Source organism: Blastococcus sp. LR1 (assembly GCF_020166105.1).
GTDB lineage: Bacteria > Actinomycetota > Actinomycetes > Mycobacteriales > Geodermatophilaceae > Blastococcus.
This window is the reverse complement of record NZ_JAIUJY010000006.1, coordinates 194036-214293: the sequence shown is the minus strand read 5'-3', so window position 1 is coordinate 214293 and position 20258 is coordinate 194036. Positions and strand designations below refer to the sequence as shown.

Genomic DNA, 20258 nt, shown 5'->3' with positions numbered 1-20258 from the left:
TCCAGCGCGCCGCGGCCGCGTTGCTCAGTCGGCGCCCGACGTCAGCGCGGGCCCCTCGTCCTTGAGCGCCACCCCCGAGGCGCCGAGCTCGCGCGCCGCACGCAGCAGCGCCGCCACGGTGTCCGCCGCCTGCCCGTAGGCGAGCCCGTGCGGCGGCCGGACGTTCGAGACGCAGTTCCGCTCGGAGTCCGCCCGCCCCGGACGCGGGTCCCAGGTCAGGTAGATCCCGAGCGAGTCCGCCGACGACAGCCCCGGGCGCTCCCCGATCAGCACCACCACCGCCCGCACGCCCAGCGCGGCACCGATCTCGTCGCCCAGCCCGACCCGCGCCTGCTGCGCCAGCACCACCGGCGCGACCGACCAGCCGGGCAGCCGCTCCAGCAGAGCGGTCACGGTGCCCGCCGCGTGCTCGTGCACCGCCCGCGGCGAGAGCCCGTCGCCGATCACGATGCCCAGGTCCGCACCGACCGAGGGCAGCTCGGTGCCCGGGGCGAGTCGCCGTCCGAGGTCCGGGCGCTGCAGGTACTCCGCGCGATCCGCCGCAGCCGAGTGCACCTCCACCACGTCGAGGTCGCCCAGCGCCGCGCGGACGACGTCGGGCTCCAGCGGCATGTGCACCGCGTCGCGGGCGACCGCGTGCGCCGCCCGGAACTCCAGCTCCCGCGCTGTGGGCAGCCCGTCCCCAGCCCGCCCGAGCGCCACCCGCGCCCGGGTGGCGCCCCGCAGCACCGCCCACGGGTCGTCGCCGACGACGCTCACGACTGCGCCGCCGCGAGCAGTGCACGAGCCGCCGGCGCGTCAGGCGCGAGCGACCGGACCCGGCCGTCGGCCTCGAGCAGGTCCATCCGCGCCAGCCACTCCTCGAACTCCGGCGCCGGCCGCAGCCCGAGCACCTGCCGGGCGGAGAGGACGTCGGAGAACGACAGCGACTGGTAGTGCAGCATCACGTCGTCGGACCCCGGCACGGCGATGAGGAACGAGCACCCCGCCGCCCCGAGCAGCAGCATCAGGGCGTCGGTGTCGTCGCCGTCGACCTCGGCGTGGTTGGTGTAGCAGACATCCACGCCCATCGGCAGGCCGAGCAGCTTGCCGCAGAAGTGGTCCTCCAGCCCCGCGCGGACCACCTGCTTGCCGTCGTAGAGGTACTCCGGCCCGATGAAACCGACGACGGTGTTCACCAGGAGCGGCTCGAAGTGCCGGGCCACCGCGTAGGCCCGGCACTCCAGCGTCTGCTGGTCCACCGGCCGGCCGTCGACCCCGAGGTGCGCGCCGGCCGAGAGCGCCGATCCCTGCCCGGTCTCGAAGTACGTGACGTTGCGCCCGACCGTGCCGCGGCCGAGCTCCAGCGCACCGGCCCGCGCCTCGGCCAGCAGGTCGAGGGTCACGCCGAACCCGCGGTTGGCCCCCTGCGTGCCCGCGACCGACTGGAACACCAGGTCCACGGGCGCGCCCCGCTCCAGCGCCCGGAGCGTCGTCGTCACGTGGGCCAGCACGCAGGACTGGGTCGGGATGTCGTAGCGCCGGATCACCGCGTCGACCAGCTCCAGCAGCGCGATCGTCTGCGCCGGGGAGTCGGTCGCCGGGTTGATGCCGATGACCGCGTCCCCCGAGCCCTGCAGCAGCCCGTCGACGATGGACGCGGTCACGCCCAGCGGGTCGTCGGTCGGATGGTTGGGCTGCAGTCGCGAGGCCAGCCTGCCGGGCAGCCCGAGGGTCGAGCGCAGCCCGGTGACCACCCGGGTGCGGCGGCCGACGGCGATCAGATCGGCGTTGCGCATCAGCTTCGACACAGCCGCGACCATCTCCGGAGTCAGCCCCCGGGCGAGACCGGAGATCGCCGCCTCGTCGCCGGTCGCCGCCCAGCCGAGCAGCCGGTCGCGGAACTCCCCCACGGTCAGCGACGCGACCGGCGCGAAGGCCGCCGCATCGTGCGTGTCGAGGATCAGCCGGGTGACGTCGTCCTCCTCGTAGCCGACGACCTGCTCCTCCAGGAAGGTGGCCAGCGGCAGGTCGGCCAGCACCAGCTGCGCAGCCACCCGCTGGGCGGCCGACTCCGCCGCGCACCCGGCGAGCACGTCACCGGAGCGCGCCGGCGTCGCCTTCGCCAGGAGGTCGGCCAGCGACGGGAACTCGAAGGTGCGCCCCGACAGCGTCGTCCGCCGGATCACCGCACGTCCTCGTCGGCGGCCGCCAGCAGCTCGAACTCCTCCTCGGGCGCGGAGGCGACCAGGTGGTGCCGGCTGTAGAGGGCGAAGTAGCCGAGGAAGACGGCGTAGGCGGCCAGCGTCCAGAGCGCGGCCTCGACGTCGACCAGGAAGGTGGCGACGACGGCCGCGGCGGCCAGGACCAGGGCGATGCCGGTCGTGACCGTGCCGCCCGGCGTCCGGTACGGCCGCGGCAGGTCGGGCTCGCGACGGCGCAGCACGATGTGGCTGACCATCATCAGCACGTAGGAGACCGTCGCCCCGAAGACGGCCATGTTGAGCAGCATCGCGCCCTGGCCGGTCAGGGAGAGGGCGAACCCGATGGCGCCGGGCACCAGCAGCGCCAGCACCGGGGCCTTGCGGCCGTTGGTCACCGACAGCGCCCGCGGCAGGTAGCCCGCCCGCGACAGGGCGAACGTCTGCCGGGAGTAGGCGTAGATGATCGAGAAGAAGCTGGCGACCAGGCCGAACAGCCCGGCGTAGTTGACGACGTCGGCCAGCCCCGAGCCGGCCACCTGCAGCGCCTCCACGGGCGGGTTCCCGCTGGCCGACATCGCCTGCGAGCCCCCGGCCCCGGCGGTGAACACCAGCATGAGGACGGCGAGGACGACGAGGACGCCCATCGCCGCGACGATCCCCCGCGGCAACGCCCGGGCGGGGTCCCGCGCCTCCTCCGAGGCCAGCGGCACGCACTCGACGGCGAGGAAGAACCAGATGGCGAACGGGAACGCAGCCCACACGCCCATCAGCCCGAACGGCAGGAAGTCCGAGGCACCGGCGGCGTCGGTGGGCGCGATGTCGAGCAGGTTGCCGGAGTCGAAGGCCGGGATCGCCCCGACCAGGTAGAGCACCAGCCCGGCGACGGCGATGGCGGCGATGACCAGCATGACCTTGAGCGCCTCGCCGACGCCCAGGAGGTGCACGCCGATGAAGAGCGCGTAGACGGCGAGGTAGACCCACCAGCCGTCGGTGATCCCGAACAGCCCCAGCGACTCGACGTAGGCGCCGATGAAGGTGGCGATGGCCGCCGGCGCGATCGCGTACTCGATGAGGACCGCGACCCCGGTGGCGTACCCGCCCCAGGGCCCCAGCGCCCGCCGGGCGAAGGTGTAGCCACCACCCGCCGTCGGCAGCGCCGATCCCAGCTCGGCGAGGCCGAACACCATGGCCGTGTACATCACCGCCATGAGCACGGTGGCGATCAGCAGCCCGCCGAAGCCGCCCTCGGCCAGCCCGAAGTTCCACCCCGCGTAGTCACCGGAGATGACCGCGGCCACCCCGAGGCCGGCGAGCAGCACCCAGCCCGCGGTCCCCGTCCGCAGCTGCCGCTTCTGCAGGTAGCCCGACTCCACCGCCTCGGCCTCGACGCCGGCGTGGTGCGTGCCGGTACGTGCCGGTCGAACTCCTGGATCCGCGGTCATCGTCAGGCCCTCCGTCGGGCCCCCCGCGTGGTCGGGTGGGGCCAGCCTGGCCCTGCCCCGGCGGGTGCACAACGCCCTGCGACGGGACGGAACAGACTGTTCACACCACCGTCGCAGGGCCGGCTCAGATGCTGCGCCAGCGCCCCTCGGTGGCGTTGCCCTCGGGCTTGGACTCGAAGACGTTGCCCTCGGTCGGCCCGACCTGGTCGTCCGCCAGCGCCATCCGCTGCAGCAGCGGTCCGACCAGCAGGTCGTAGACACCGGGCAGCAGCCGGAACCCGGCGGTGATCACCGGGTTGAAGATGCCGGCCTGGATCACCCTCACCGGGGTGTCCAGGGTGGAGAGCACCCGGCGGGCGACCCGCTGCGGCGAGTAGACCGGCGGCGGCGGCCGGCCGGTGCTGCCGGCCCAGGACGCGCCCTGCATGTAGATGGGGGTGTCCACTCCGCCGGGCTGGACGATCGACACCGAGATGCCGGGGACGTCGCGCACCTCCAGCTGCAGCGTCCGCGCCAGGCCGAGCTGTCCCCACTTGGCCGCGACATAGCTGCCCATGAGCGGCGTCGCGACGTTGCCCAGCAGCGAGTTCACGATGGCCAGGTGACCCGCGCCCTGGCGGCGGAAGACCGGCAGCACGTGCCGTGCCACGGTCGCAGTGCCGTGCACGGCGGTGTCCACGACGCGCTCGTACACGTCCTTGGGCACGTCCTCGACCTTGCCGTAGGCCATCACCTGCGCGGCGTGGACCACCGTGTCGAGCCGGCCGAACCGCTCCACGGTGGACCGGACGACCGCGGAGATCGCGTCGTCGTCCAGGACGTCGGCGGGACAGACGACGACCTCGGCGGCGCCGGCGGCCCGCACCTCGACGGCCGCGGCCTCCAGCGACTCGCGCCCCCGGGCGACGAGCACCACCCGGGCGCCCCGCTCGCCGAGCTGGACGGCGGTCGCGCGGCCGATCCCGCTCGAGGCGCCGGTGACCAGCGCGGTGATGGGTCCGGATCCCTCGGGTAACGGCACGGGCTCTCCTCGCCAGTGGGGGCGGACGGCGTCGTCGACGTCGTCCGGTGTCCGGGGTGGGCTACCCGGTGGCCCGCGGGATCACGCGTCCAGCCGGTCCCGCAACCAACCCGGACCGGCGCAGCGCACGCCGTCGGGCAGCCGCGCCCGCAGCCCGCGGTCGGCGGTCACCACGAGCACCTGCTCCCCCGCGGCGGTCAGCTCGACGACGGCCGCGACCAGCGCGTCGTCCCCGCTGCCCGTCGCCCGAACCACGCGAACGCCGTCCGGCTCCGGCACGTCGCGGGCCGCACCCTCCACGACGGCGACCGTCGAGGCGATCCGGAGCACCCCGCCGTCGGGTCCCGGCACCTCGACGGGGAGCGCGGCCAGCCGCCCGAGCAGCCGGGTCGCCGCACCGGCCCGGTCCCGCCACCACCCGTCGGGGCGCGATCCCACGACGTTGGCCAGGTCCACCACCAGCACCGTCACGCGTTCACCCTTCCGGCGGGCCTCGTTTCCGTCTCGGACCCCTCGGGCATGCAACCTGATCACCGCCCGGGGGGACACAGGCGGCTTCCGTTCGGACGAAGGGAACCACCATGGCCGGGAACGACCACACCAGGCACGACCACGACGCGACGGTCGGCGCGCACAGTGCCGGCGCCACCGAGGGCGCGTCGGTCACCCGCGGCGCCGCCCGCGACGCGGTCACCGCCCAGCACGACCGCTTCGGCGGGATCAAGTGGGGTGCCGCCTTCTTCGGCTGGCTGTCGGCCAACGGCCTGGCGGTCATCCTCATCGCGCTGCTGTCGGCGGCCGGCGTCGCGCTGGGCCTCTCGCAGGGCATCGACTCGGCCGACCAGGCAGCGGACGAGGTGACCACCGGCATCGGCATCGGCGGCGGCATCGCCGTCCTCGTCATCCTCTTCCTGGCCTACCTGGCCGGCGGGTACGTCGCCGGCCGGATGGCGCGCTTCGACGGCGCCCGCCAGGGCATCGCGGTGTGGATCATCGGCCTGCTCGTCGTGCTCGCGCTCGCCGCGGCCGGCGCGATCCTCGGCTCGCAGTACAACGTGCTGCAGCAGCTCAACCTCCCGCGCATCCCCGTCGACGAGGGCACCGCGACCACCGCGGGCATCATCACGCTGGTCGCGATCCTGCTGATCACGCTCCTGGGCGCGATCCTGGGCGGCAAGCTCGGCGAGCGCTACCACCGCAAGATCGACCGCGCGGGCTTCGATCTCGCCTGAAGCGGCCGGGCGGCTCCTACGCTGCGGGGCATGTGCCGCAACATCCGCCCCCTCGCGAACTTCGAGCCGCCCGCCGCGTCCGACGAGATCCAGGCCGCCGCGCTGCAGTACGTCCGCAAGATCAGCGGGACGGTCAAGCCGTCCCAGGCCAACACCGAGGCGTTCGACCGTGCCGTCGCCGAGGTGACCGCCGCATCGGCCCGGTTGCTCGAGTCGCTGGTGACCTCCGCCCCGCCGAAGGACCGCGAGGTGGAGGCCGCCAAGGCCCGTGCCCGGGCCGCCGCGCGGTACGGCACCTGACGGATTGGGTTGCGCGCGACCGAATGACCGCCCCGCGCGGTGGGTAGTGCTCGACGCATGTCACCAGCACCGCAGACCACCCGTCCGGCCGAGTACCGCGTCACCGGCAACCGCGCCGCCGACGCGCCGCAGCCCCGGTCGACCGGTGGCAGCGGGTCGTCCGTCTGCGCCCACTGCACCGACGGGCTGGGGCAGCCGCGCGAGCTGAAGCCCGGGTCCTTCCGCGAGAAGGTGCACGCCAACCCCGGCACCGCGATCGCCTGGCGGATCGGCGTCTTCGCCGCCGGGCTGATCCTGGTGATGCTGGGCATCGCGCTCACCGTGCTGCCCGGGCCGCTCACCATTCCCCCGGTGCTCGCCGGCCTCTGGGTGTGGTCCACGGAGTTCGACTGGGCCCGCCGCTTCTTCGCCGTCTTCAAGCAGAAGGCCGTGGCTGCCTGGCGGCACGCCAAGCAGCACCCGGTGAGCTCGCTGGCGGTCACCATCGGTGGTCTGGCCGCGGCCGGCGTCGCCTTCTGGGCGGTCGGTCACTTCCAGCTGGTCGACAAGGCCACCTCCGCCCTCGGGTTCTGATCCGCGGGAACCGGGCGGGGAGGGTCGCCTAACCTGACCCCGTGAGCACGGTGGCGGTGGAGCAGCGTCCCGCGCCGTCCGCGCCCCGCCCGGTCCGCTGGTCGCCCGCGGAGCTGCTCCCGTCCCTGCTGCTGGTCGCGTTCGGCGTCCTCCTGCTCCTGCCCGGGCACGGGCTGTGGTTCGACGAGCTGTTCACCGCCGAGGTGGCCCGCCGGCCGCTGGGCGACGTCCTCGCCGCGATCGGCTCCGGCCAGGGCACCACCAGCTACCTGGCGAACGTCCCGCCGGCCTACAACGCTCCCTACTACCTCGTCGTCAACGCCTGGATGGCGCTGCCCGGGCTGGGCGGGGACACGTCGTTGCGGGTGCTCTCGCTCCTGGCCGCCGCCGGCGGGGTCGCACTGGTCACCCGCGCCGTGTGCCGCCTCGCCGGCCGCGCGACGGGCGTGCTGGCCGGGGTGCTGCTCGCCTGCAGCCCGCTGCTGATCGAGCAGTCGGTCGAGGCGCGCAGCTACGGGCTGGCGGTCCTGGCGACCGGCGGTGCCGCGCTCGGCCTCGTCCGCTGGCTGCAGGAGCCGCCGCGAGGGGTGCTGCTCCTCGGCCTGGCGGGCGCCGGGATGGGCCTGGCGCACTGGTACGCGCTCACCGTGCTCGCCGCCTTCGTGACCGCGGCGGTGCTGCTCCGCGGTCGCCGGGCCCTGCCGGTGGTCGTCGCCGGGTTCCTGGGTGCGCTCCCCGCGGTCGGCTTCGTCGGTCTGGCCGTGCTCAACGGCACCGGGTCGAGCAATGCCGAGCACCTCAACGACACCGACGGCCGCCTGGTCGGCCTGGCGCTGGAGGCGTGGGCGGGTGGGCGCACGCCGATGCTCTGGGTGCTCGTCGGCCTTGCGGTGGTCGGTGCCGTCCGCGGCGCCAGGGTGCGCGTCGTCGGCGCCTGCTGGGTCGTCGTCCCGCTGCTGCTGCTGGTGACCGCCGAGCTGGTCCGGCCGGTGTTCCTGCCGCGGTACCTCGTCGCCGGCCTGCTCGGCCTCGCGGTGCTGGCGGCGGCCGGCGCGATGGCGCTCCCCCGCGCCGCCCGGGTGCCGGCGGCGGTCGTGCTCGTGGGTTGCTCCCTGCTCGCCTGCGTGCCGCTGACCGACCGGGGGCCGCGGGAGCGCGCCGACGACGCCGTCCGACTGCTCGCCGAGGAGCACCGCAGCGGTGAGCCGGTGGTGGCCGCCGACCAGCGGGCGGCCCTCGGCCTCGACCACTACGTGAGGGTCCTGGCCCCGCAGCTGCGCCCCGACGTCGTGCTGCCCCCCGAGGACGCCCCGGCCGACGCCGACCGGGTCTGGCTCGTCCGCCGGGTCATCGACGGCGCGCCCGTGCCCACCGACGACGACGGGATCCTGCTCGACGCCGGCCTGCGGATCACGCAGGAGCGCGAGTTCGTCGGCAGCAAGACGCAGCTGGTCGTCCAGCTCTGGACGCGCTGACCCGCAGGTCAGCGACGCGAGCGGAACGCCCAGTACAGCGACTGCACCGACTGGCGCACCCGCGCGCGCGCGGTCCACGTCGACCGCCCGACCGGACGGCGGTCCCGCTCGACCGGCACGCTGGTCACCGGGCGGCCTGCCCGTCCGACGGCGAGGACCACGCTCGGTGCGCCGCCCTCGCCCACCGCTGTCACCACCGCGTCGCGCACCGCGGGGCCCATCGCGAGGAAGGCACCCGCGTCCGGTGGCAGCCCGGTGAGCCGTGCGGCCACGCGGCGGTGCGCAGTACCGGTGAGCCGGCGCAGCGGAGACTCGTAGCTGCCCCGTCGTCCGGCGAACACCGCCTCCACGTCGCCGGCCGCGAGCCTGTCGAGCAGGACCGGCACCGCCTCCGGCGGGTCCTGCAGGTCGGCGTCCAGGCACACCCACACGTCGGCGTCGGGCTCGTCGCCCAGCCCCTGGGCGATCGCGGCGTGCTGCCCGCCGTTGACGGTGAGCCCGGTCACCGAGAGGTGCGGCCGGTCGCCGGCCAGGGCCAGCGCCACGGTGGCGCTGTCGTCCGGCGAGGCGTCGATGACCAGCCGCAGCCGCCAGTCGCGCCCGGCCAGGGCGGCCGCCAGCCGGTCGGCGAGCTCGGCCAGGGTCGCCTCGTTGCCGTACACCGGGACGACGACGGCGATCCGCGGCCCGGACGTCATCCGGCCGCCCACGTCCGTGCCAGCCCCTCGGCGAGGTCCACGGTCGGCGTCCAGCCGAGCAGCTTCCGCGCGCGGGCCGGGTCGCACACCCAGTCCTCGGTGTCCCAGCTGCGGCCGGGGTGGGCACCCGGCGCGGTGGCGATCGACCGGCCGGTGACCCGCTCGGCGGTGGCCACCAGCTCCTCGGTGCTGGTCTGCACGCCGGTGCCGATGTTCAGCACGACCCCCGGCGGGAGGTCGTCGTCGGCGGCGGCGCGCACGCAGGCGTCCACGACGTCACCGACCCACACCCAGTCCCGGCGGCTGAGCCGGGCCGGGAGCGGCAGGGTGGCTCCGGTGCGGGCCGCCGACAGCACGGTGGGCACCAGGCGGGTGGCGTGGTCGCCCGGCCCGTAGACCTGGAAGGCGCGCAGGACCGCGGCCCGGACCCCGCGCTCGGCAGCTGCGGCCTGCAGGAGCAGGGAACCCGCGGCCTTGGTCGCGCCGAAGAAGCCGCGGGGCTCGAGCGCGGCGTCCTCGGCCAGCGGGTGCGGCGCGGCGGCGTACTCGGTGGAGGAGCCCAGCCGGACCACGGCGCGGCAGGAGTCGGGCAGCGCGTCGACCAGCCACGGCGTGGTGTTGACCGCGGTGGTGGCCGCGCGCTCGGCCGGGGTGGCCTTGGCCCGGCCGGCGACGAGGCCGAAGAGGACGTCGGGGGCCGCGGCGCGGACCGCGGCGGCACCGGCGACCGGGTCGGCCAGGTCCACCTCGTGCCGGGTGAGCGCGGTGACCTGCCAGCCGTCGGCCTCCAGCCGCGCCACCAGGTGCCGGCCGACGAAGCCGCCGGCACCGGTCACGAGGGCTCTCACGCCCCGACCGGCACCCGGTCTGCAGCCCCCTCGACGGCAGCGACGAACCGTGCGCGCGCACCGGCGACAGCCGGTCCGCCGGCAAGCCGCAACGCGTCGAGGCCGGCGAGCAACCGGGGCACCTCGACGAAGGGGTCCCGTCCGGCCATGTCCGCGATGAAGGACCGCCGCAGGAAGGTGAAGTCGGTGCCCAGCCGGACCAGCTCGGCGGCCAGCAGGTCACCGGGCACCGGGAAGCCGCCGCCGGGGAGGGTGAGCCCGCCGACGCCGAAGGGCATCCGCACCTCGGCCCGCACCCGCTCGACCGTGCCGTCGACCAGCGGGCGGAACAGCTCGGTGGAGCGGCGGTCGATGCGCAGGTCGTTGAGGCCCACGTAGATCCGGGACAGCGGCCGCGCGGCGAGCTCGGCGGCCCGGTCCACGGCGTCCTGCGTCTCGATCAGGATCCCCAGCCCGCAGCGCCCGGCCACGGCGTCCAGCGTCCGGTCGACCTCCTCGACCGAGCGGACCATCGGCAGCAGGATCTCGTCGGCGCCGCGGCGGACTGCGTCGTCGACCTCGTCCGCGGTCCACGGCCCGGCGCCGTTGATCCGGCACACCACGCGGCCAGGTGTGGCGGCGCGCACGGCGGAGAGGTCCTCGGGGGTGTCGAAGTTGATCTGCGTCCCCTCGCCCGCCTGCCGGCGCGCCTTTCCGCGGCGCTCCCAGTCGACGACGATGCCGGCCGCCCCGGCGGCGACGACGTCGGCGCCCCACCCCGGGTCGACGGTGAAGAGGAACAGGTCCATGCGGGGCAGCTTAGGCTTTCCTAACCGAACTCCCCCGGTGGGGTTCGGCGCGCCGTCAGAGCGCGGGTTCGGGCACCGGCCCGGTCGCGGGGAAGGCCAGCGCCGAGCCGGTCACCTCGATGGCGACCTGCTCCCCCACGGCGGGCAGGTCGAGCCCGCCGAGCCGCGCGGCGACGCTCCCGCCGCCGGGCAGGTCCAGCCGAACCCGGGAGTCGTGGCCGTAGAAGTCGACGGCGCTGACGCGGGCGGTCAGGGCGGCCGGCGAGGGGGTGACCAGCCGCAGCTGCTCGGGCCGCAGCAGGATCCGCGCCGGGCCGTCCGGCTGCTCCCCCGCCACGGCGAGGCGGCCGAGCACGCAGGAGGCGACCCCGTCCCGGACGTCGGCGTCGAGCACGACGGCGTCGCCGACGAACGCGGCCACGTCGAGGTCGGTCGGCCGCCGGTAGAGCGTCCGGGGGTCGGTGAGCTGGACCAGCCGGCCGCCGCGCAGCACCGCCACCTGGTCGGCCATCGACAGCGCCTCGGCCTGGTCGTGGGTGACCAGCACCGCGGTCGCCCCCGTCGCGGCCAGCGCCGCCGAGACCGCCTGCCGGGTCTCCTCGCGGAGGCCCGCGTCGAGCGAGGAGAACGGCTCGTCGAGCAGCACGATCGAGGGCTCGGGCGCCAGCGCCCGGGCCAGGGCGACGCGCTGCTGCTGCCCGCCGGAGAGCTGGTTCGGGGACCGGTCGGCCAGGTCGCCGTCCAGCCCCACCAGGGCCAATAGCTCGCGCACCCGCGCCCGGTCGGCGCGCTGCCGCCGCGGCAGCCCGAAGGTCACGTTGCCGGTGACGCTCAGGTGCGGGAACAGCCCGCCCTCCTGCGGCACGAAGCCGATCCCCCGCTTCGGGGCCGGCACGCCCCGGCCGGCACCGACCACGATCCGGTCGCCCAGCGCGACCACGCCGCGGTCGGGGTCGTCGAAGCCCGCCACCAGCCGCAGCAGCGTCGTCTTCCCGCAGCCCGAGGGCCCGAGCAGCGCCGTCAGGCTGCCGGCGGGCACGTGCAGGTCGACGCCGTCCAGGACCTGGGTGGCGCCGAAGGCCTTGGTCAGGCCGGTCACGGTCAGGGAGCTCATGGGGTCAGACCTCGTCGGGTGTCGCGGGAGAGCAGCACGGTGGCAGGCGCCGAGAGCAGCACCATCACCAGGGCGTAGGGAGCGGCAGCCCCGTACTCCAGGGCACTGCTCGCCGACCAGAACGCGGTGGCCAGAGTGGCCGTTCCCGTGGGTGCGAGCAGGAGGGTCGCGGTCAGCTCGGTGACCACGGCCAGGAAGACCAGCGCGGCCCCGGCGCCCAGGCCGGGGGCGAGCAGCGGCAGCGTGACCCGGCGCAGCCGGTCCGCACCGGAGGAGCCGAGCGAGGCGGCGACGTCGTCGTACAGCGGCGGGGACTGCTCGACGGCGGCCCGCACGGTGACGATCGCCCGGGGCAGGAAGAGGATCGCGTAGGCGGCCAGCAGCACCGGCACGGTCTGGTAGAGCCAGGGCGTGGCCCGGATGCTCAGGGTCACCAGCGCCAGGGCGACGACGATGCCCGGTACCGAGCTGCCCACGTAGGCGGCCCGTTCCAGCAGCGTGGCGAGCCGGCCGCGGGCCCGCACGGCCAGCCAGCCGACGGGCAGCGCCATGGCGGTGGTCAGCGCCGCCGCCGCGGCGGCCAGCGCCAGCGTGCTGCCGGTGGTGGCGGCGAGGTCCGCGCCGTCGAGGCCGGCCGAGGCGCCGCTGCCCAGCCAGTACGCCAGGCTGCCGAGCGGGACGAGCAGGGCCAGGCCGACGACGGCGGCGAGCGCGAGCAGTGCCGGGACGGTGAGACCGCGCAGCGCGACCGGGCGGACCGGCCGGGCGGCCCCACGACCGCTGCCGGCGTAGCCGCGCGATCCGCGCAGCCGCAGCTCGGCGAGCAGCAGGACCAGGCACAGCAGCACCAGCACGCCGGCGAGCATGGTGGCGCCCGGCCCGTTGAAGGTGGAGCGGTACTGGTCGTAGATGGCCGTCGTGAAGGTCGGGTAGCGCAGCATCTGCAGCGCGCCGAACTCGGCGAGCAGGTGCAGCGCGACCAGGAGGCTGCCGCCGAGCACCGCGACCCGCAGCTGCGGGAGCTGCACCCGCCGGAACACCGCCCAGCCCGACAGCCCCAGCCCGCGGGCGGTCTCCTCCAGCGCCGGGTCCAGCCCGCGGAAGGCGGCCACCGCGGGCAGGTAGACGAACGGGAAGTAGGACAGCGACACGACCAGCAGCGCACCGGCGTAGGTGTCCAGACCGGGCAGCAGCGAGATCCAGGCGTAGCTGTTCACGAAGGCCGGCACGGCCAGCGGCGCGACCAGCAGGACGTGCCAGAGCTTCCGGCCGGGCACCGAGGAGCGCTCCACCAGCCAGGCGGCGCCCACGCCGAGCACGGCGCAGACCGCGACCGTGCCCAGCACCAGGCGGGTGGTGTTCCACAGCAGCTCACCGACGCGCGGCCGCAGCACGAGCTCGCGGATGCCGGTCCACCCGACGTCGACGGTGTACCCGGCGATGTAGCCCAGTGGCAGCAGGGCCAGCGCGGCGACGCACGCCGCCAGCGCCAGGGAGACCGGGGCCCGTCGCAGCCGCCGTCGTCCCGCGGGCGCGCCGGAGCCCCGGGACTCGGGCGCAGCCGAGGTCCCGGGGCCCGGGGGGCGGAGGACGGGAGCGGTCAGAGCAGGCCCGCTTCCTGCATCAGCTCGGTGACCTTCGGGGCGTCGAGGCCACCGGGATCGACGACGGGAGCACCGAGCTCCTCCAGCGGCGGGAGGTCCCCGGCGGACGCGGTGCCGGTGCCGACGGCGTACTCGAGGGCCTTGCTGCCGGCCAGCTGCTCCTGCGCCTTGGCCGCGGTCAGGTAGGCCACGAGCTTCTGTGCCTGCTCCTGCTTGTCGGAGGAGGCGAGCACTCCGGCACCGGAGACGCTGACGAAGGCGCCCGGGTCCTGGTTGCCGAAGTAGTGCAGCTCGGCGTCGTCGCCGATCAGCCCGTTCTCGGCCTGGTCGCGGAACCAGTAGTAGTGGTACGTGATGCCGACGGGGACCTCGCCCTCGTCGACGGCCTTCATGATCGCGGTGTTGCTGGCGTAGATCTCGGCGTTGCGCTGCAGGCCGGCGAGCCACTCACGGGTGGCGTCCTCGCCCTCGAGCGCCAGGACCGCGCTGACGATCGCCTGGAAGTCGGCCCCGCCGGCGGCGATGGCGACCCGCCCCTCCCACTCCGGGCCGGCGAGGTCGAGCATCGAGGCCGGGAGCTCCTCCTCTGCGATCTCCGAGGGGTTGTAGATGAGCGCCGTGGAGCGGGCGGCGAAACCGACCCAGTTGCCCGACGACGGTCGGTAGGCCTCCCCCACCTGGTCGAGCGTCTCCTCGTCCAGCGGGGCCAGCAGGCCCTCGCGGTCCAGGACGCCGATGGCGGGGCTGTTCTCGGTGAGGAAGACGTCGGCCGGCGAGGCCTCGCCCTCCTCGATGATCTGGTTGGCCAGCTCGGAGTCGTTCGCGTCGCGGAACTCCAGCTCGATGCCGGTCTCCTCGGTGAAGTCCTCCAGCATCGTGCGGACCAGGCTCTCGTGCTGGGCGCTGTACACGGTGAGCGTGTCGGCGTCCGAGCCGGCGGAACCGCACCCCGCCAGAGCCGTGGCGAGGGCGAGGGTGGAGACGACGCCGGCGGCCGCGCGCCCGGACCTGGTCACGTCGGCAATCCTCCTGGGAGTAGGCAAGGCACACCTAAGCATGCCTGGCCCGCGCCACCCGCCGCGACGGCCCCCTGTTCTGCGGGGCGCTCAGTCGGCGGCAGGGCCCAGCTGACGCGGGTCCGGCGTCCGGAACGGCGGGGTCTCCCCCTGCGCCGCCGGGGTCGGGGCGTCGGTCTCCTCCGGGCGGTCCGGCTCCTCGCCGCCGACCCCGAAGCCCTCCGCCGGGGGCGGCGCCCCGGCCCCGGGGTCGGCTGCGGGGATGCCCTCGTCAGGCTGTCCGAGGTGCGGCTCCAGGGGGCTCGACATCGACATGCGCCGCCTCTACCCCGTCGTAGCGGTGGCACCCGTCCGTCCACCCGTGTTCACCGCACCGACTCCCGGCCGACGGTGCCCGGACCACCTGGGTTAGAACTCCTGCATGACCTCATCCGAGCCGAGCCTGCGGCGTGCACTGTTCGCCGACCTCTCGCCCTTCGAGGTCTACCGGCTGTGCCGTCTGCGGGTCGACGTCTTCGTCGTCGAGCAGGAGTGCCCCTATCCCGAACTGGACGGGCGCGACCTGGAGCCGGCCACCGAGCACCTGTGGTGGGAGGACGGCGGCGAGGTGCTGGCGACGATCCGGGTCCTGGACGACGGCGCCTCGCGCGCGATCGGCCGGGTGGCGACCGCGGTGGGCGCTCGCGGTCGAGGTCTCGCGGCGGGGCTGATCGAGACCGCGCTGGAGAGCTACGGGGACGGGCCGCTCACGCTCGGCGCACAGGCCCACCTGGAGGACTGGTACGCCCGCTTCGGGTTCCGGCGCAGCGGCCCCGGCTACCTCGAGGACGGCATTCCGCACGTGCCGATGCGGCGGGAGCCGGCGTGACCCCCGAGGACGCGCGCACCCTGCGCACCGCGGCCGACCGGCTGGAGCGACTGGCCGCCCGCACGACGCCCGGCGACTGGCGCGGAGGCGGGCTGCTCGCCAGCCGGCCGGAGGTGATCGCGCACGCACCCGACGGCGGCACCGAGCACGTGGCCGAGGCGCGAGCCGGCACGGCGGAGTGGATCACCGCCTTCTCCCCCGCCGTCGCCGGCCCGCTCGCGGCCTGGCTCCGGTCGACCGCCGGCGCCGCTGCTCCGGACCGCTCGGCCATCGCGGTCGCCCGGGTGCTGCTCGGCCGGTTGCCCGAGGCCTGAGACGACGAGTGCCCCGCCGGATCGACCGACGGGGCACCCGGAAGAGCAGCGACGATCAGACCGGCTCGGCGCAGTAGATGGTGCCGTCCGCGTTGTCGTCCTCGGGGCCGTACCAGAGCGCCGACATCGCGCTCGCGAAGTCGGTGCAGACTTCCTGGTCCGGCGACATGAACTCGTCGTAGGTCATCTTCGCCTCGTCGATGCCGACGACCTTGTTCTCCGCCTCGTCCGATCCGCAGTCGACGGTCTCGACCTCGACGCCGCCGAACCCGCCCTTCACGCAGTCGCCGACCTCGGGCTCGCCCATGCCGAGCATGCTGAACGCGCTCGCGCCGATCGCGCCGGCGACGACGAGGCCACCGACGATGGGCAGCGCCTTCTTGAGACCGCTCTTCTTGGCCGGCTCTCCCGTGGGGCTCGCGCCGCCGGGCGGGGTCCAGGCACCGGGCTGCTGGTCGAACTGCTGGTACGGCTGACCGGGCTGACCGGGCTGACCGCCCGGGTAGGGCTGCCCGCCCGGGTAGGGCTGACCGGGCTGACCCTGCTGGCCGAAGGGCTGCGCGGGTTGGCCGGGCTGACCCGGCTGCTGGCCGGACGGGTTCATGTCCGGTCCGGGTCCGGGGTGGCTCATGGGGGCTCCTGACATCGCGGGGAGTCGATCGTTCCGGTGGATCCTGTCCTATCGCCGGTCGCTATGGACAGCGATCCACAGAAGACCCGCCGCGCGTGCCCGCCAGAAACCGCCGTCGGCCGAGGTCAGGCGTGCGTGCGCGCCGTCCCGGGTAGGCGCCGCAGATGAGCGACGACATGGCCACGGGCGGGTTCGCGGAACGACTGGGCGCCCGACCGGAGGCGGCCGAGGACGGCTCGGCCCGGCTGGGGTTCGAGGCCACCGACGAGCACCTCAACCCCGCCGGCACGCTGCACGGCGGGGTCCTCGCGACGCTCGTGGACACCGCCATGGGGTTGGCCGTGCGCACCACGACCGACGACGGCGAGGTGCCGGCCACCAGTCAGCTGACCGTCACCTACCTGCGACCGGGCAAGCCGGGGCGGCTCGAGGTGACGGCGCGACTGCGCACCCGCGGCGAGCACCTCACCGTGTGCGAGGCCGACGTCGAGCAGGACGGGAAGTCCCTCGTGCACGCCGTCGCCACGTTCGCCCTCCTGGAGCGATGAGCCGTCAGCGGCCCAGCTGGCTGACCAGCACCATGAAGAGGATGAGCAGCCCGGCGATCAGCAGGATGCCCGCTGGGATCAGCACCCGCGCGCGGCGCGTGTTCCGTTCGGAGGGTGCGCTGTCGGGCTCGTCGTCCTCGGGTGCGGGAGTTCGGCCGTGGTCGGTCATGTCGTGCTCCTGACTGCTCGTGCGGGGCGGAGCGCGGGTGCGCGTTCCGGGGAGGACCATCGGTCCATGACCACCGCTACGTGGAACGGCACCGTGATCGCCGAGTCCGACGACATCGTCACCGTCGAGGGCAACGCCTACTTCCCGCTCGACTCCGTCCGCGAGGGCGTCCTGCGACCGTCGGAGAAGTCCACGGTGTGCCCGTGGAAGGGGACGGCGTCCTACTTCGGCCTGGAGGTGGACGGTCGACTGAACGCGGACGCGGCGTGGACCTATCCGGAGCCGAAGGCGGCCGCGAAGGAGATCGCCGGCCGGGTGGCGTTCTGGAAGGGCGTCGAGGTCAGCTGAGCCGGCCGGCTCAGCGGCCGGGACGAGCGCCGGCGAGCTCCCGGGCCGAGGCTGCGGCGTCGGCGTCGAGCTGGCGGGCCACCGACTCGGTGTAGGAGTCCCAGGCCTCCTGCGGGCCGACGCCGAGTGCGGCGGCGATGGCGTCCCAGTCCGCACCACCACGCAGCGCGGCGCGGATGCCCACGAGCTGGCTGTCGTGCGCCTTGCGCGCGATCACCTCGCCGAGGGCGAGCAGCTCCAGCGACTCGTGCACGTCGAGCTGGGTGGAGTCCTGGAGCAGCGACGTCCAGGAGTCGGCGTCGTCGTCGCGGACGGTGTTGAGCGCGGTGTCGCCGTTGTCGCGGCGACTGAGGAAGTCCAGCCGGGTGGCGGCCGTCGTCAGCGAGAACTCCGCCTCGAGGGCCTCGGGTGTGATGCTCATGGACGAGGCTTCCCCGCCCGGCCCGGCGTGGCAAACCCGGGGAGTCCTATCTCGCAGACGCGGAGGGCCCGCACCCCCCATGGGGTGCGGGCCCTCCGTGCGTCAGCGTGGGTGTCAGCTGTCGACGCCCACGGCCTCCTTGGCGAGGCCGGCCAGCGTGGTCTGCGCGGCGTTGGCCACGTTCGACCGGTTCTTGTTGGCCTCCTCGTAGTGCATGACCACGCGGATGTCGTGCGCCGTCGTCAGGCCCTTGATCGCCTTGACGGCGTCGTTCACGCCGAGCGAGTCGTAGTTCTTGATCGGCAGCTCGTCGGCGGAGACGTCGCCGAGCTCCTCGCGGGCGGACTTGGCGGCCTTGGCGACATCCTTGTTGCCCTCGCGGACGGCCTCCTGCTCGGCGCGCTTCAGCGTGGCGCTGCGGCCGGCGGTGAGGCTCTCGCGCACGGCCTCGCTCAGGGCGGCGGCGCGGTCGGTGACGGCGGCGAGGCGGTCGGAGGTCTCCTCACCGGCGTGCTTCACCGTGTCGACGGCGTTGTTGACCGTGTTGGCCCAGAAGCGGACCGGGGCGTTGACGGCCTTGGCCACGCCACCGGCGACCTTCTGCACCGGGGTGGCGACCAGCGCGGCGGGGCCGCCCAGGGCCTCCTCGGCGAGCACGACGGTCAGCCACTCGACGGTGGCCTGGTGCGCGGTGATCAGCTTCTCGGCGAGCGAGCGCACCTTGGTCAGCTTCGCCTGGTCGGCGAGCACCTTCAGGTAGGTGGCGCGGTCGAGCAGCTGGTGCTCGAGCTGGAGGTCGGTCAGCAGCGCCTCCTCGATCGGCGAGGCCTGCTCGAAGGTCGCCTTCAGCGCGGCGGAGAGCCGGCCGATGGCGGGGGTGAGGACGTCCGGGACGCCACCGATCGAGCGCAGGGCCTCGGTGATCTCGAGGCTCCGGGCCGCAGCGTTGTCGGCGTTCTGCGTGAGCTCGCGGCGGACGGCGTCGGTACGTGCCTGGGAGATCCGCGTCCGTGCGACCTGCTCCTCGGTCTGCGTGAGCAGGACGAGGGCGCGCAGCTGGTTGATGATCTTGTTGTTGTCGGTCATGACGAAGAACAGCTCCAAAGATTGGGGATGACCTGACGGTCTCGTATGTGCCCCGAAATCCGGACTGCTAACTCCTGCAAGCAGATTGCTAGCAGTGAGCCTCGTCACTCGGAAGGGTGAATGAGCGACGACGCCGTTCCCGGATGGGGCGGCGCCGTCGCTGGACGGACAGCTCAGCTCGCGTCGGCGGACATCCGCTCAGGCACGGCCGGGCGGCGCGGGCGGACGTCGAACCGCAGCACGGGCTGGGTCATGTCGTCGGTGATCTCGTAGGACGGGCGCGGCGCCAGCCGGACGCGGCGGGGCAGCAGGGTGGACGGGGGCATGGTCTTGCCGCAGCCGATGCAGTAGCGGCCGCGCTGATGCCCGGTCCCGCAGTGTGCACAGTTCATGACGACCTCCTCGGCGCCCCGGAGCTGGGGCGGACGAGGGGGACATTGGCAGTTCGGCAACCCGACGGATAGTGGGTGATGGCTGGAGTGACGAGCCGTTACGCGACCGTAAAGAACCGAGCAGTTCCGTTGTGGTCGACCGAATGCCTCCGGCGATGTGCGTCCGCGGCGGGGTCCGGACCTCCGAACGCGCCGTCGGTGCACATCGCCCGGGATGGCGCCGATCAGCGGCCGGTCCAGCGCGGGCTGCGCTTCTCCAGCCGGGCGGCGATCCCCTCCATGCGGTCCTCGCTGAGGTAGGGGTTCGGTCCGACGTCGAGCCGCAGCCCCTGCCACAGCGGCAGCTCCAGCGCCTTGACCGCCGTCTCCTTCATCCGCCGGACAGAGATCGGCGCGTTCGCCGCGATCCGCTCCGCCAGCTCCAGCGCCGTGGGCAGCACCGCCTCGGGCTCCACGAGCCGGTTGATCAGCCCCCACCGCTGCGCCTCCTCGACGGGCAGCCGGTCCCCGGTGAACAGCAGCTCCAGCGCGATGCCCATCGGAATCCGCTTGGGCAGCACGACCGAGCCGAAGTTCGCGCCCATGCCGATCGCCGCCTCCGGCAGCGCGAAGTGGACCGCCGGCGAGGCCACCCGGAGATCGCACGCCAGGGCCAGCTCGAACCCGCCCGCCACCGCCGGGCCGTTGAGCGCGGCGATCAGCGGAACCGGAACCTCTGTCGCCACCTCGAACACCGCCCGCCCGGCCCGGCCCATCGGCGGGCGGAAGGGCTCCCCCCGCTCGTCGGCCGCGCGGATCTCGGAGAGGTCGAAACCGGCACAGAACGCCGGGCCGTTGCCGGTGACCACGACCGCGCGCACGCCGTCCTCGGGCACGCGGAGCAGCTCCTCGACCAGGTCGGCCTGCAGCGCGGTCGAGAGCGCGTTGCGCCGGTCGGGGCGGTCCAGGGTCAGGACCCTGACGTGTTCCGTGTCCCCGACCAGCAGTCCCGACTCGTGCCGTCGCGCGTTCCTCATGCCCCGGCACCCTTCCGCGCGCGCCGCGGACGGGGCAAACCGGCGGTCCGGGCGTATCGGCAGGACCCGCCCGGACCGGAACCGTCCGGGTGCCGGGAAGCTGTGATCCGCGCTAACGATCATGCTCTCCCGTCACATCCGCCCCTCCCGTCGGGGACGATGGGAGGACCA

At 74.4% G+C, this 20258-nt stretch carries 26 protein-coding genes; 8 read left to right on the top strand and 18 right to left on the bottom strand.

From position 1 onward, the window contains the following. Positions 1-24: 24 nt before the first annotated feature. The 5 genes from eutC to LBW97_RS17875 all read right to left on the bottom strand — a co-directional run bounded on the left by eutC (position 25) and on the right by LBW97_RS17875 (position 5117). A complete protein-coding gene (gene eutC / locus LBW97_RS17895) occupies positions 25-759 on the bottom strand; it encodes an ethanolamine ammonia-lyase subunit EutC (protein ID WP_224500717.1) in 735 nt (244 codons plus the stop codon). Next, positions 756-2168: an ethanolamine ammonia-lyase subunit EutB gene (locus LBW97_RS17890; RefSeq protein ID WP_224500716.1), complete on the bottom strand. Its 1413-nt coding sequence runs from the start codon at positions 2166-2168 to the stop codon at positions 756-758. Before LBW97_RS17890 ends, eutC begins: the two co-directional genes overlap by 4 nt. Further along, on the bottom strand, positions 2165-3625 hold the full coding sequence (gene eat / locus LBW97_RS17885) for an ethanolamine permease (protein WP_224500715.1): 1461 nt from the start codon (positions 3623-3625) through the stop codon (positions 2165-2167). The genes LBW97_RS17890 and eat overlap by 4 nt, the downstream gene beginning before the upstream one ends. Positions 3626-3749: 124 nt before the next feature. Beyond that, positions 3750-4646 (bottom strand): SDR family oxidoreductase, encoded by an 897-nt coding sequence (locus LBW97_RS17880; protein WP_224500714.1) that lies wholly within the window; start codon positions 4644-4646, stop codon positions 3750-3752. Between the two features lie 81 nt (positions 4647-4727). After that, positions 4728-5117: a hypothetical protein gene (locus LBW97_RS17875; RefSeq protein ID WP_224500713.1), complete on the bottom strand. Its 390-nt coding sequence runs from the start codon at positions 5115-5117 to the stop codon at positions 4728-4730. A 110-nt stretch (positions 5118-5227) separates the two neighbouring features. On the opposite strand from LBW97_RS17875, the gene LBW97_RS17870 reads away from it, so the two are divergent. Genes LBW97_RS17870 through LBW97_RS17855 form a run of 4 tightly spaced genes read left to right on the top strand, consistent with a single transcriptional unit; the run spans position 5228 to position 8226 of the window. After that, complete coding sequence (locus LBW97_RS17870) at positions 5228-5878, top strand: hypothetical protein (protein WP_224500712.1); 651 nt, start codon at positions 5228-5230, stop codon at positions 5876-5878. A 30-nt stretch (positions 5879-5908) separates the two neighbouring features. Next, entirely contained in the window at positions 5909-6178 is a 270-nt protein-coding gene (locus LBW97_RS17865; protein WP_224500711.1) for a DUF2277 domain-containing protein, read from the top strand. Between the two features lie 57 nt (positions 6179-6235). Then, positions 6236-6751, top strand: coding sequence for a PGPGW domain-containing protein (locus LBW97_RS17860; RefSeq protein ID WP_224500710.1), 516 nt, complete (start codon positions 6236-6238; stop codon positions 6749-6751). A 41-nt stretch (positions 6752-6792) separates the two neighbouring features. Then, positions 6793-8226 carry a glycosyltransferase family 39 protein gene (locus LBW97_RS17855; protein ID WP_224500709.1) on the top strand — a complete coding sequence of 478 codons (1434 nt, stop codon included), beginning with the start codon at positions 6793-6795 and terminating at the stop codon, positions 8224-8226. 8 nt (positions 8227-8234) lie between these two features. On the opposite strand, the gene LBW97_RS17850 is transcribed toward LBW97_RS17855, so the two are convergent. The 7 genes from LBW97_RS17850 to LBW97_RS17820 form a co-directional block, all read right to left on the bottom strand. Further along, positions 8235-8924 carry a glycosyltransferase gene (locus LBW97_RS17850; RefSeq protein ID WP_224500708.1) on the bottom strand — a complete coding sequence of 230 codons (690 nt, stop codon included), beginning with the start codon at positions 8922-8924 and terminating at the stop codon, positions 8235-8237. Further along, complete coding sequence (locus LBW97_RS17845) at positions 8921-9772, bottom strand: NAD(P)-dependent oxidoreductase (RefSeq protein WP_224500707.1); 852 nt, start codon at positions 9770-9772, stop codon at positions 8921-8923. The genes LBW97_RS17850 and LBW97_RS17845 overlap by 4 nt, the downstream gene beginning before the upstream one ends. Continuing rightward, entirely contained in the window at positions 9769-10560 is a 792-nt protein-coding gene (locus LBW97_RS17840) for an aldolase/citrate lyase family protein (RefSeq protein WP_224500706.1), read from the bottom strand. The genes LBW97_RS17845 and LBW97_RS17840 overlap by 4 nt, the downstream gene beginning before the upstream one ends. A gap of 55 nt (positions 10561-10615) precedes the next feature. Next, complete coding sequence (locus tag LBW97_RS17835) at positions 10616-11674, bottom strand: ABC transporter ATP-binding protein (protein ID WP_224500705.1); 1059 nt, start codon at positions 11672-11674, stop codon at positions 10616-10618. Continuing rightward, positions 11671-13068, bottom strand: a complete 1398-nt coding sequence (locus LBW97_RS17830; RefSeq protein ID WP_224500704.1) for an iron ABC transporter permease — start codon at positions 13066-13068, stop codon at positions 11671-11673. The genes LBW97_RS17835 and LBW97_RS17830 overlap by 4 nt, the downstream gene beginning before the upstream one ends. Before the next feature lie 206 nt (positions 13069-13274). Then, the gene (locus tag LBW97_RS17825) at positions 13275-14294 is read right to left on the bottom strand and encodes an iron ABC transporter substrate-binding protein (protein ID WP_224500703.1); all 1020 of its coding nucleotides are present in this window, start codon (positions 14292-14294) and stop codon (positions 13275-13277) included. A gap of 90 nt (positions 14295-14384) precedes the next feature. Beyond that, positions 14385-14609 (bottom strand): hypothetical protein, encoded by a 225-nt coding sequence (locus LBW97_RS17820; protein ID WP_224500702.1) that lies wholly within the window; start codon positions 14607-14609, stop codon positions 14385-14387. Between the two features lie 106 nt (positions 14610-14715). Between LBW97_RS17820 and LBW97_RS17815 the strand changes: the two genes are divergently transcribed. Both LBW97_RS17815 and LBW97_RS17810 read left to right on the top strand, forming a co-directional pair. Further along, positions 14716-15162, top strand: a complete 447-nt coding sequence (locus tag LBW97_RS17815; RefSeq protein ID WP_224500701.1) for a GNAT family N-acetyltransferase — start codon at positions 14716-14718, stop codon at positions 15160-15162. Then, positions 15159-15476, top strand: coding sequence for a hypothetical protein (locus LBW97_RS17810; RefSeq protein WP_224500700.1), 318 nt, complete (start codon positions 15159-15161; stop codon positions 15474-15476). The genes LBW97_RS17815 and LBW97_RS17810 overlap by 4 nt, the downstream gene beginning before the upstream one ends. Positions 15477-15531: 55 nt before the next feature. Here LBW97_RS17810 and LBW97_RS17805 read toward each other — a convergent pair whose 3' ends face one another. Further along, positions 15532-16107 (bottom strand): hypothetical protein, encoded by a 576-nt coding sequence (locus tag LBW97_RS17805; protein ID WP_224500699.1) that lies wholly within the window; start codon positions 16105-16107, stop codon positions 15532-15534. 164 nt (positions 16108-16271) lie between these two features. On the opposite strand from LBW97_RS17805, the gene LBW97_RS17800 reads away from it, so the two are divergent. Next, the gene (locus LBW97_RS17800; RefSeq protein WP_224500698.1) at positions 16272-16655 is read left to right on the top strand and encodes a PaaI family thioesterase; all 384 of its coding nucleotides are present in this window, start codon (positions 16272-16274) and stop codon (positions 16653-16655) included. A 4-nt stretch (positions 16656-16659) separates the two neighbouring features. On the opposite strand, the gene LBW97_RS17795 is transcribed toward LBW97_RS17800, so the two are convergent. After that, the gene (locus LBW97_RS17795) at positions 16660-16824 is read right to left on the bottom strand and encodes a hypothetical protein (protein WP_224500697.1); all 165 of its coding nucleotides are present in this window, start codon (positions 16822-16824) and stop codon (positions 16660-16662) included. A gap of 66 nt (positions 16825-16890) precedes the next feature. Here LBW97_RS17795 and LBW97_RS17790 point away from each other — a divergent pair, with 66 nt between their 5' ends. Then, positions 16891-17172 (top strand): DUF427 domain-containing protein, encoded by a 282-nt coding sequence (locus LBW97_RS17790; RefSeq protein WP_224500696.1) that lies wholly within the window; start codon positions 16891-16893, stop codon positions 17170-17172. Between the two features lie 10 nt (positions 17173-17182). Here the strand turns inward: LBW97_RS17790 and LBW97_RS17785 are convergent, their stop codons facing one another. From LBW97_RS17785 to LBW97_RS17770, 4 genes are all read right to left on the bottom strand, one after another. Further along, positions 17183-17593, bottom strand: coding sequence for a hypothetical protein (locus tag LBW97_RS17785; RefSeq protein WP_224500695.1), 411 nt, complete (start codon positions 17591-17593; stop codon positions 17183-17185). A 114-nt stretch (positions 17594-17707) separates the two neighbouring features. After that, positions 17708-18697, bottom strand: coding sequence for a ferritin-like domain-containing protein (locus LBW97_RS17780; RefSeq protein ID WP_224500694.1), 990 nt, complete (start codon positions 18695-18697; stop codon positions 17708-17710). Positions 18698-18852: 155 nt separating this feature from the next. Next, positions 18853-19071: a hypothetical protein gene (locus tag LBW97_RS17775; protein ID WP_224500693.1), complete on the bottom strand. Its 219-nt coding sequence runs from the start codon at positions 19069-19071 to the stop codon at positions 18853-18855. A gap of 224 nt (positions 19072-19295) precedes the next feature. Then, positions 19296-20087 carry an enoyl-CoA hydratase/isomerase family protein gene (locus LBW97_RS17770; protein WP_224500692.1) on the bottom strand — a complete coding sequence of 264 codons (792 nt, stop codon included), beginning with the start codon at positions 20085-20087 and terminating at the stop codon, positions 19296-19298. Positions 20088-20258: the final 171 nt, after the last annotated feature.

Bases quoted from the DNA above. Each gene is read 5' to 3' on its own strand.
- eat (WP_224500715.1), bottom strand. From the start codon at position 3,625: ATGACCGCGGATCCAGGAGTTCGACCGGCACGTACCGGCACGCACCAC.
- LBW97_RS17870 (WP_224500712.1), top strand. From the start codon at position 5,228: ATGGCCGGGAACGACCACACCAGGCACGACCACGACGCGACGGTCGGC.
- LBW97_RS17865 (WP_224500711.1), top strand. From the start codon at position 5,909: ATGTGCCGCAACATCCGCCCCCTCGCGAACTTCGAGCCGCCCGCCGCG.
- LBW97_RS17860 (WP_224500710.1), top strand. From the start codon at position 6,236: ATGTCACCAGCACCGCAGACCACCCGTCCGGCCGAGTACCGCGTCACC.
- LBW97_RS17850 (WP_224500708.1), bottom strand. From the start codon at position 8,924: ATGACGTCCGGGCCGCGGATCGCCGTCGTCGTCCCGGTGTACGGCAAC.
- LBW97_RS17840 (WP_224500706.1), bottom strand. From the start codon at position 10,560: ATGGACCTGTTCCTCTTCACCGTCGACCCGGGGTGGGGCGCCGACGTC.
- LBW97_RS17835 (WP_224500705.1), bottom strand. From the start codon at position 11,674: ATGAGCTCCCTGACCGTGACCGGCCTGACCAAGGCCTTCGGCGCCACC.
- LBW97_RS17820 (WP_224500702.1), bottom strand. From the start codon at position 14,609: ATGTCGATGTCGAGCCCCCTGGAGCCGCACCTCGGACAGCCTGACGAG.
- LBW97_RS17815 (WP_224500701.1), top strand. From the start codon at position 14,716: ATGACCTCATCCGAGCCGAGCCTGCGGCGTGCACTGTTCGCCGACCTC.
- LBW97_RS17805 (WP_224500699.1), bottom strand. From the start codon at position 16,107: ATGAGCCACCCCGGACCCGGACCGGACATGAACCCGTCCGGCCAGCAG.
- LBW97_RS17800 (WP_224500698.1), top strand. From the start codon at position 16,272: ATGAGCGACGACATGGCCACGGGCGGGTTCGCGGAACGACTGGGCGCC.
- LBW97_RS17795 (WP_224500697.1), bottom strand. From the start codon at position 16,824: ATGACCGACCACGGCCGAACTCCCGCACCCGAGGACGACGAGCCCGAC.
- LBW97_RS17790 (WP_224500696.1), top strand. From the start codon at position 16,891: ATGACCACCGCTACGTGGAACGGCACCGTGATCGCCGAGTCCGACGAC.
- LBW97_RS17785 (WP_224500695.1), bottom strand. From the start codon at position 17,593: ATGAGCATCACACCCGAGGCCCTCGAGGCGGAGTTCTCGCTGACGACG.
- LBW97_RS17775 (WP_224500693.1), bottom strand. From the start codon at position 19,071: ATGAACTGTGCACACTGCGGGACCGGGCATCAGCGCGGCCGCTACTGC.
- LBW97_RS17770 (WP_224500692.1), bottom strand. From the start codon at position 20,087: ATGAGGAACGCGCGACGGCACGAGTCGGGACTGCTGGTCGGGGACACG.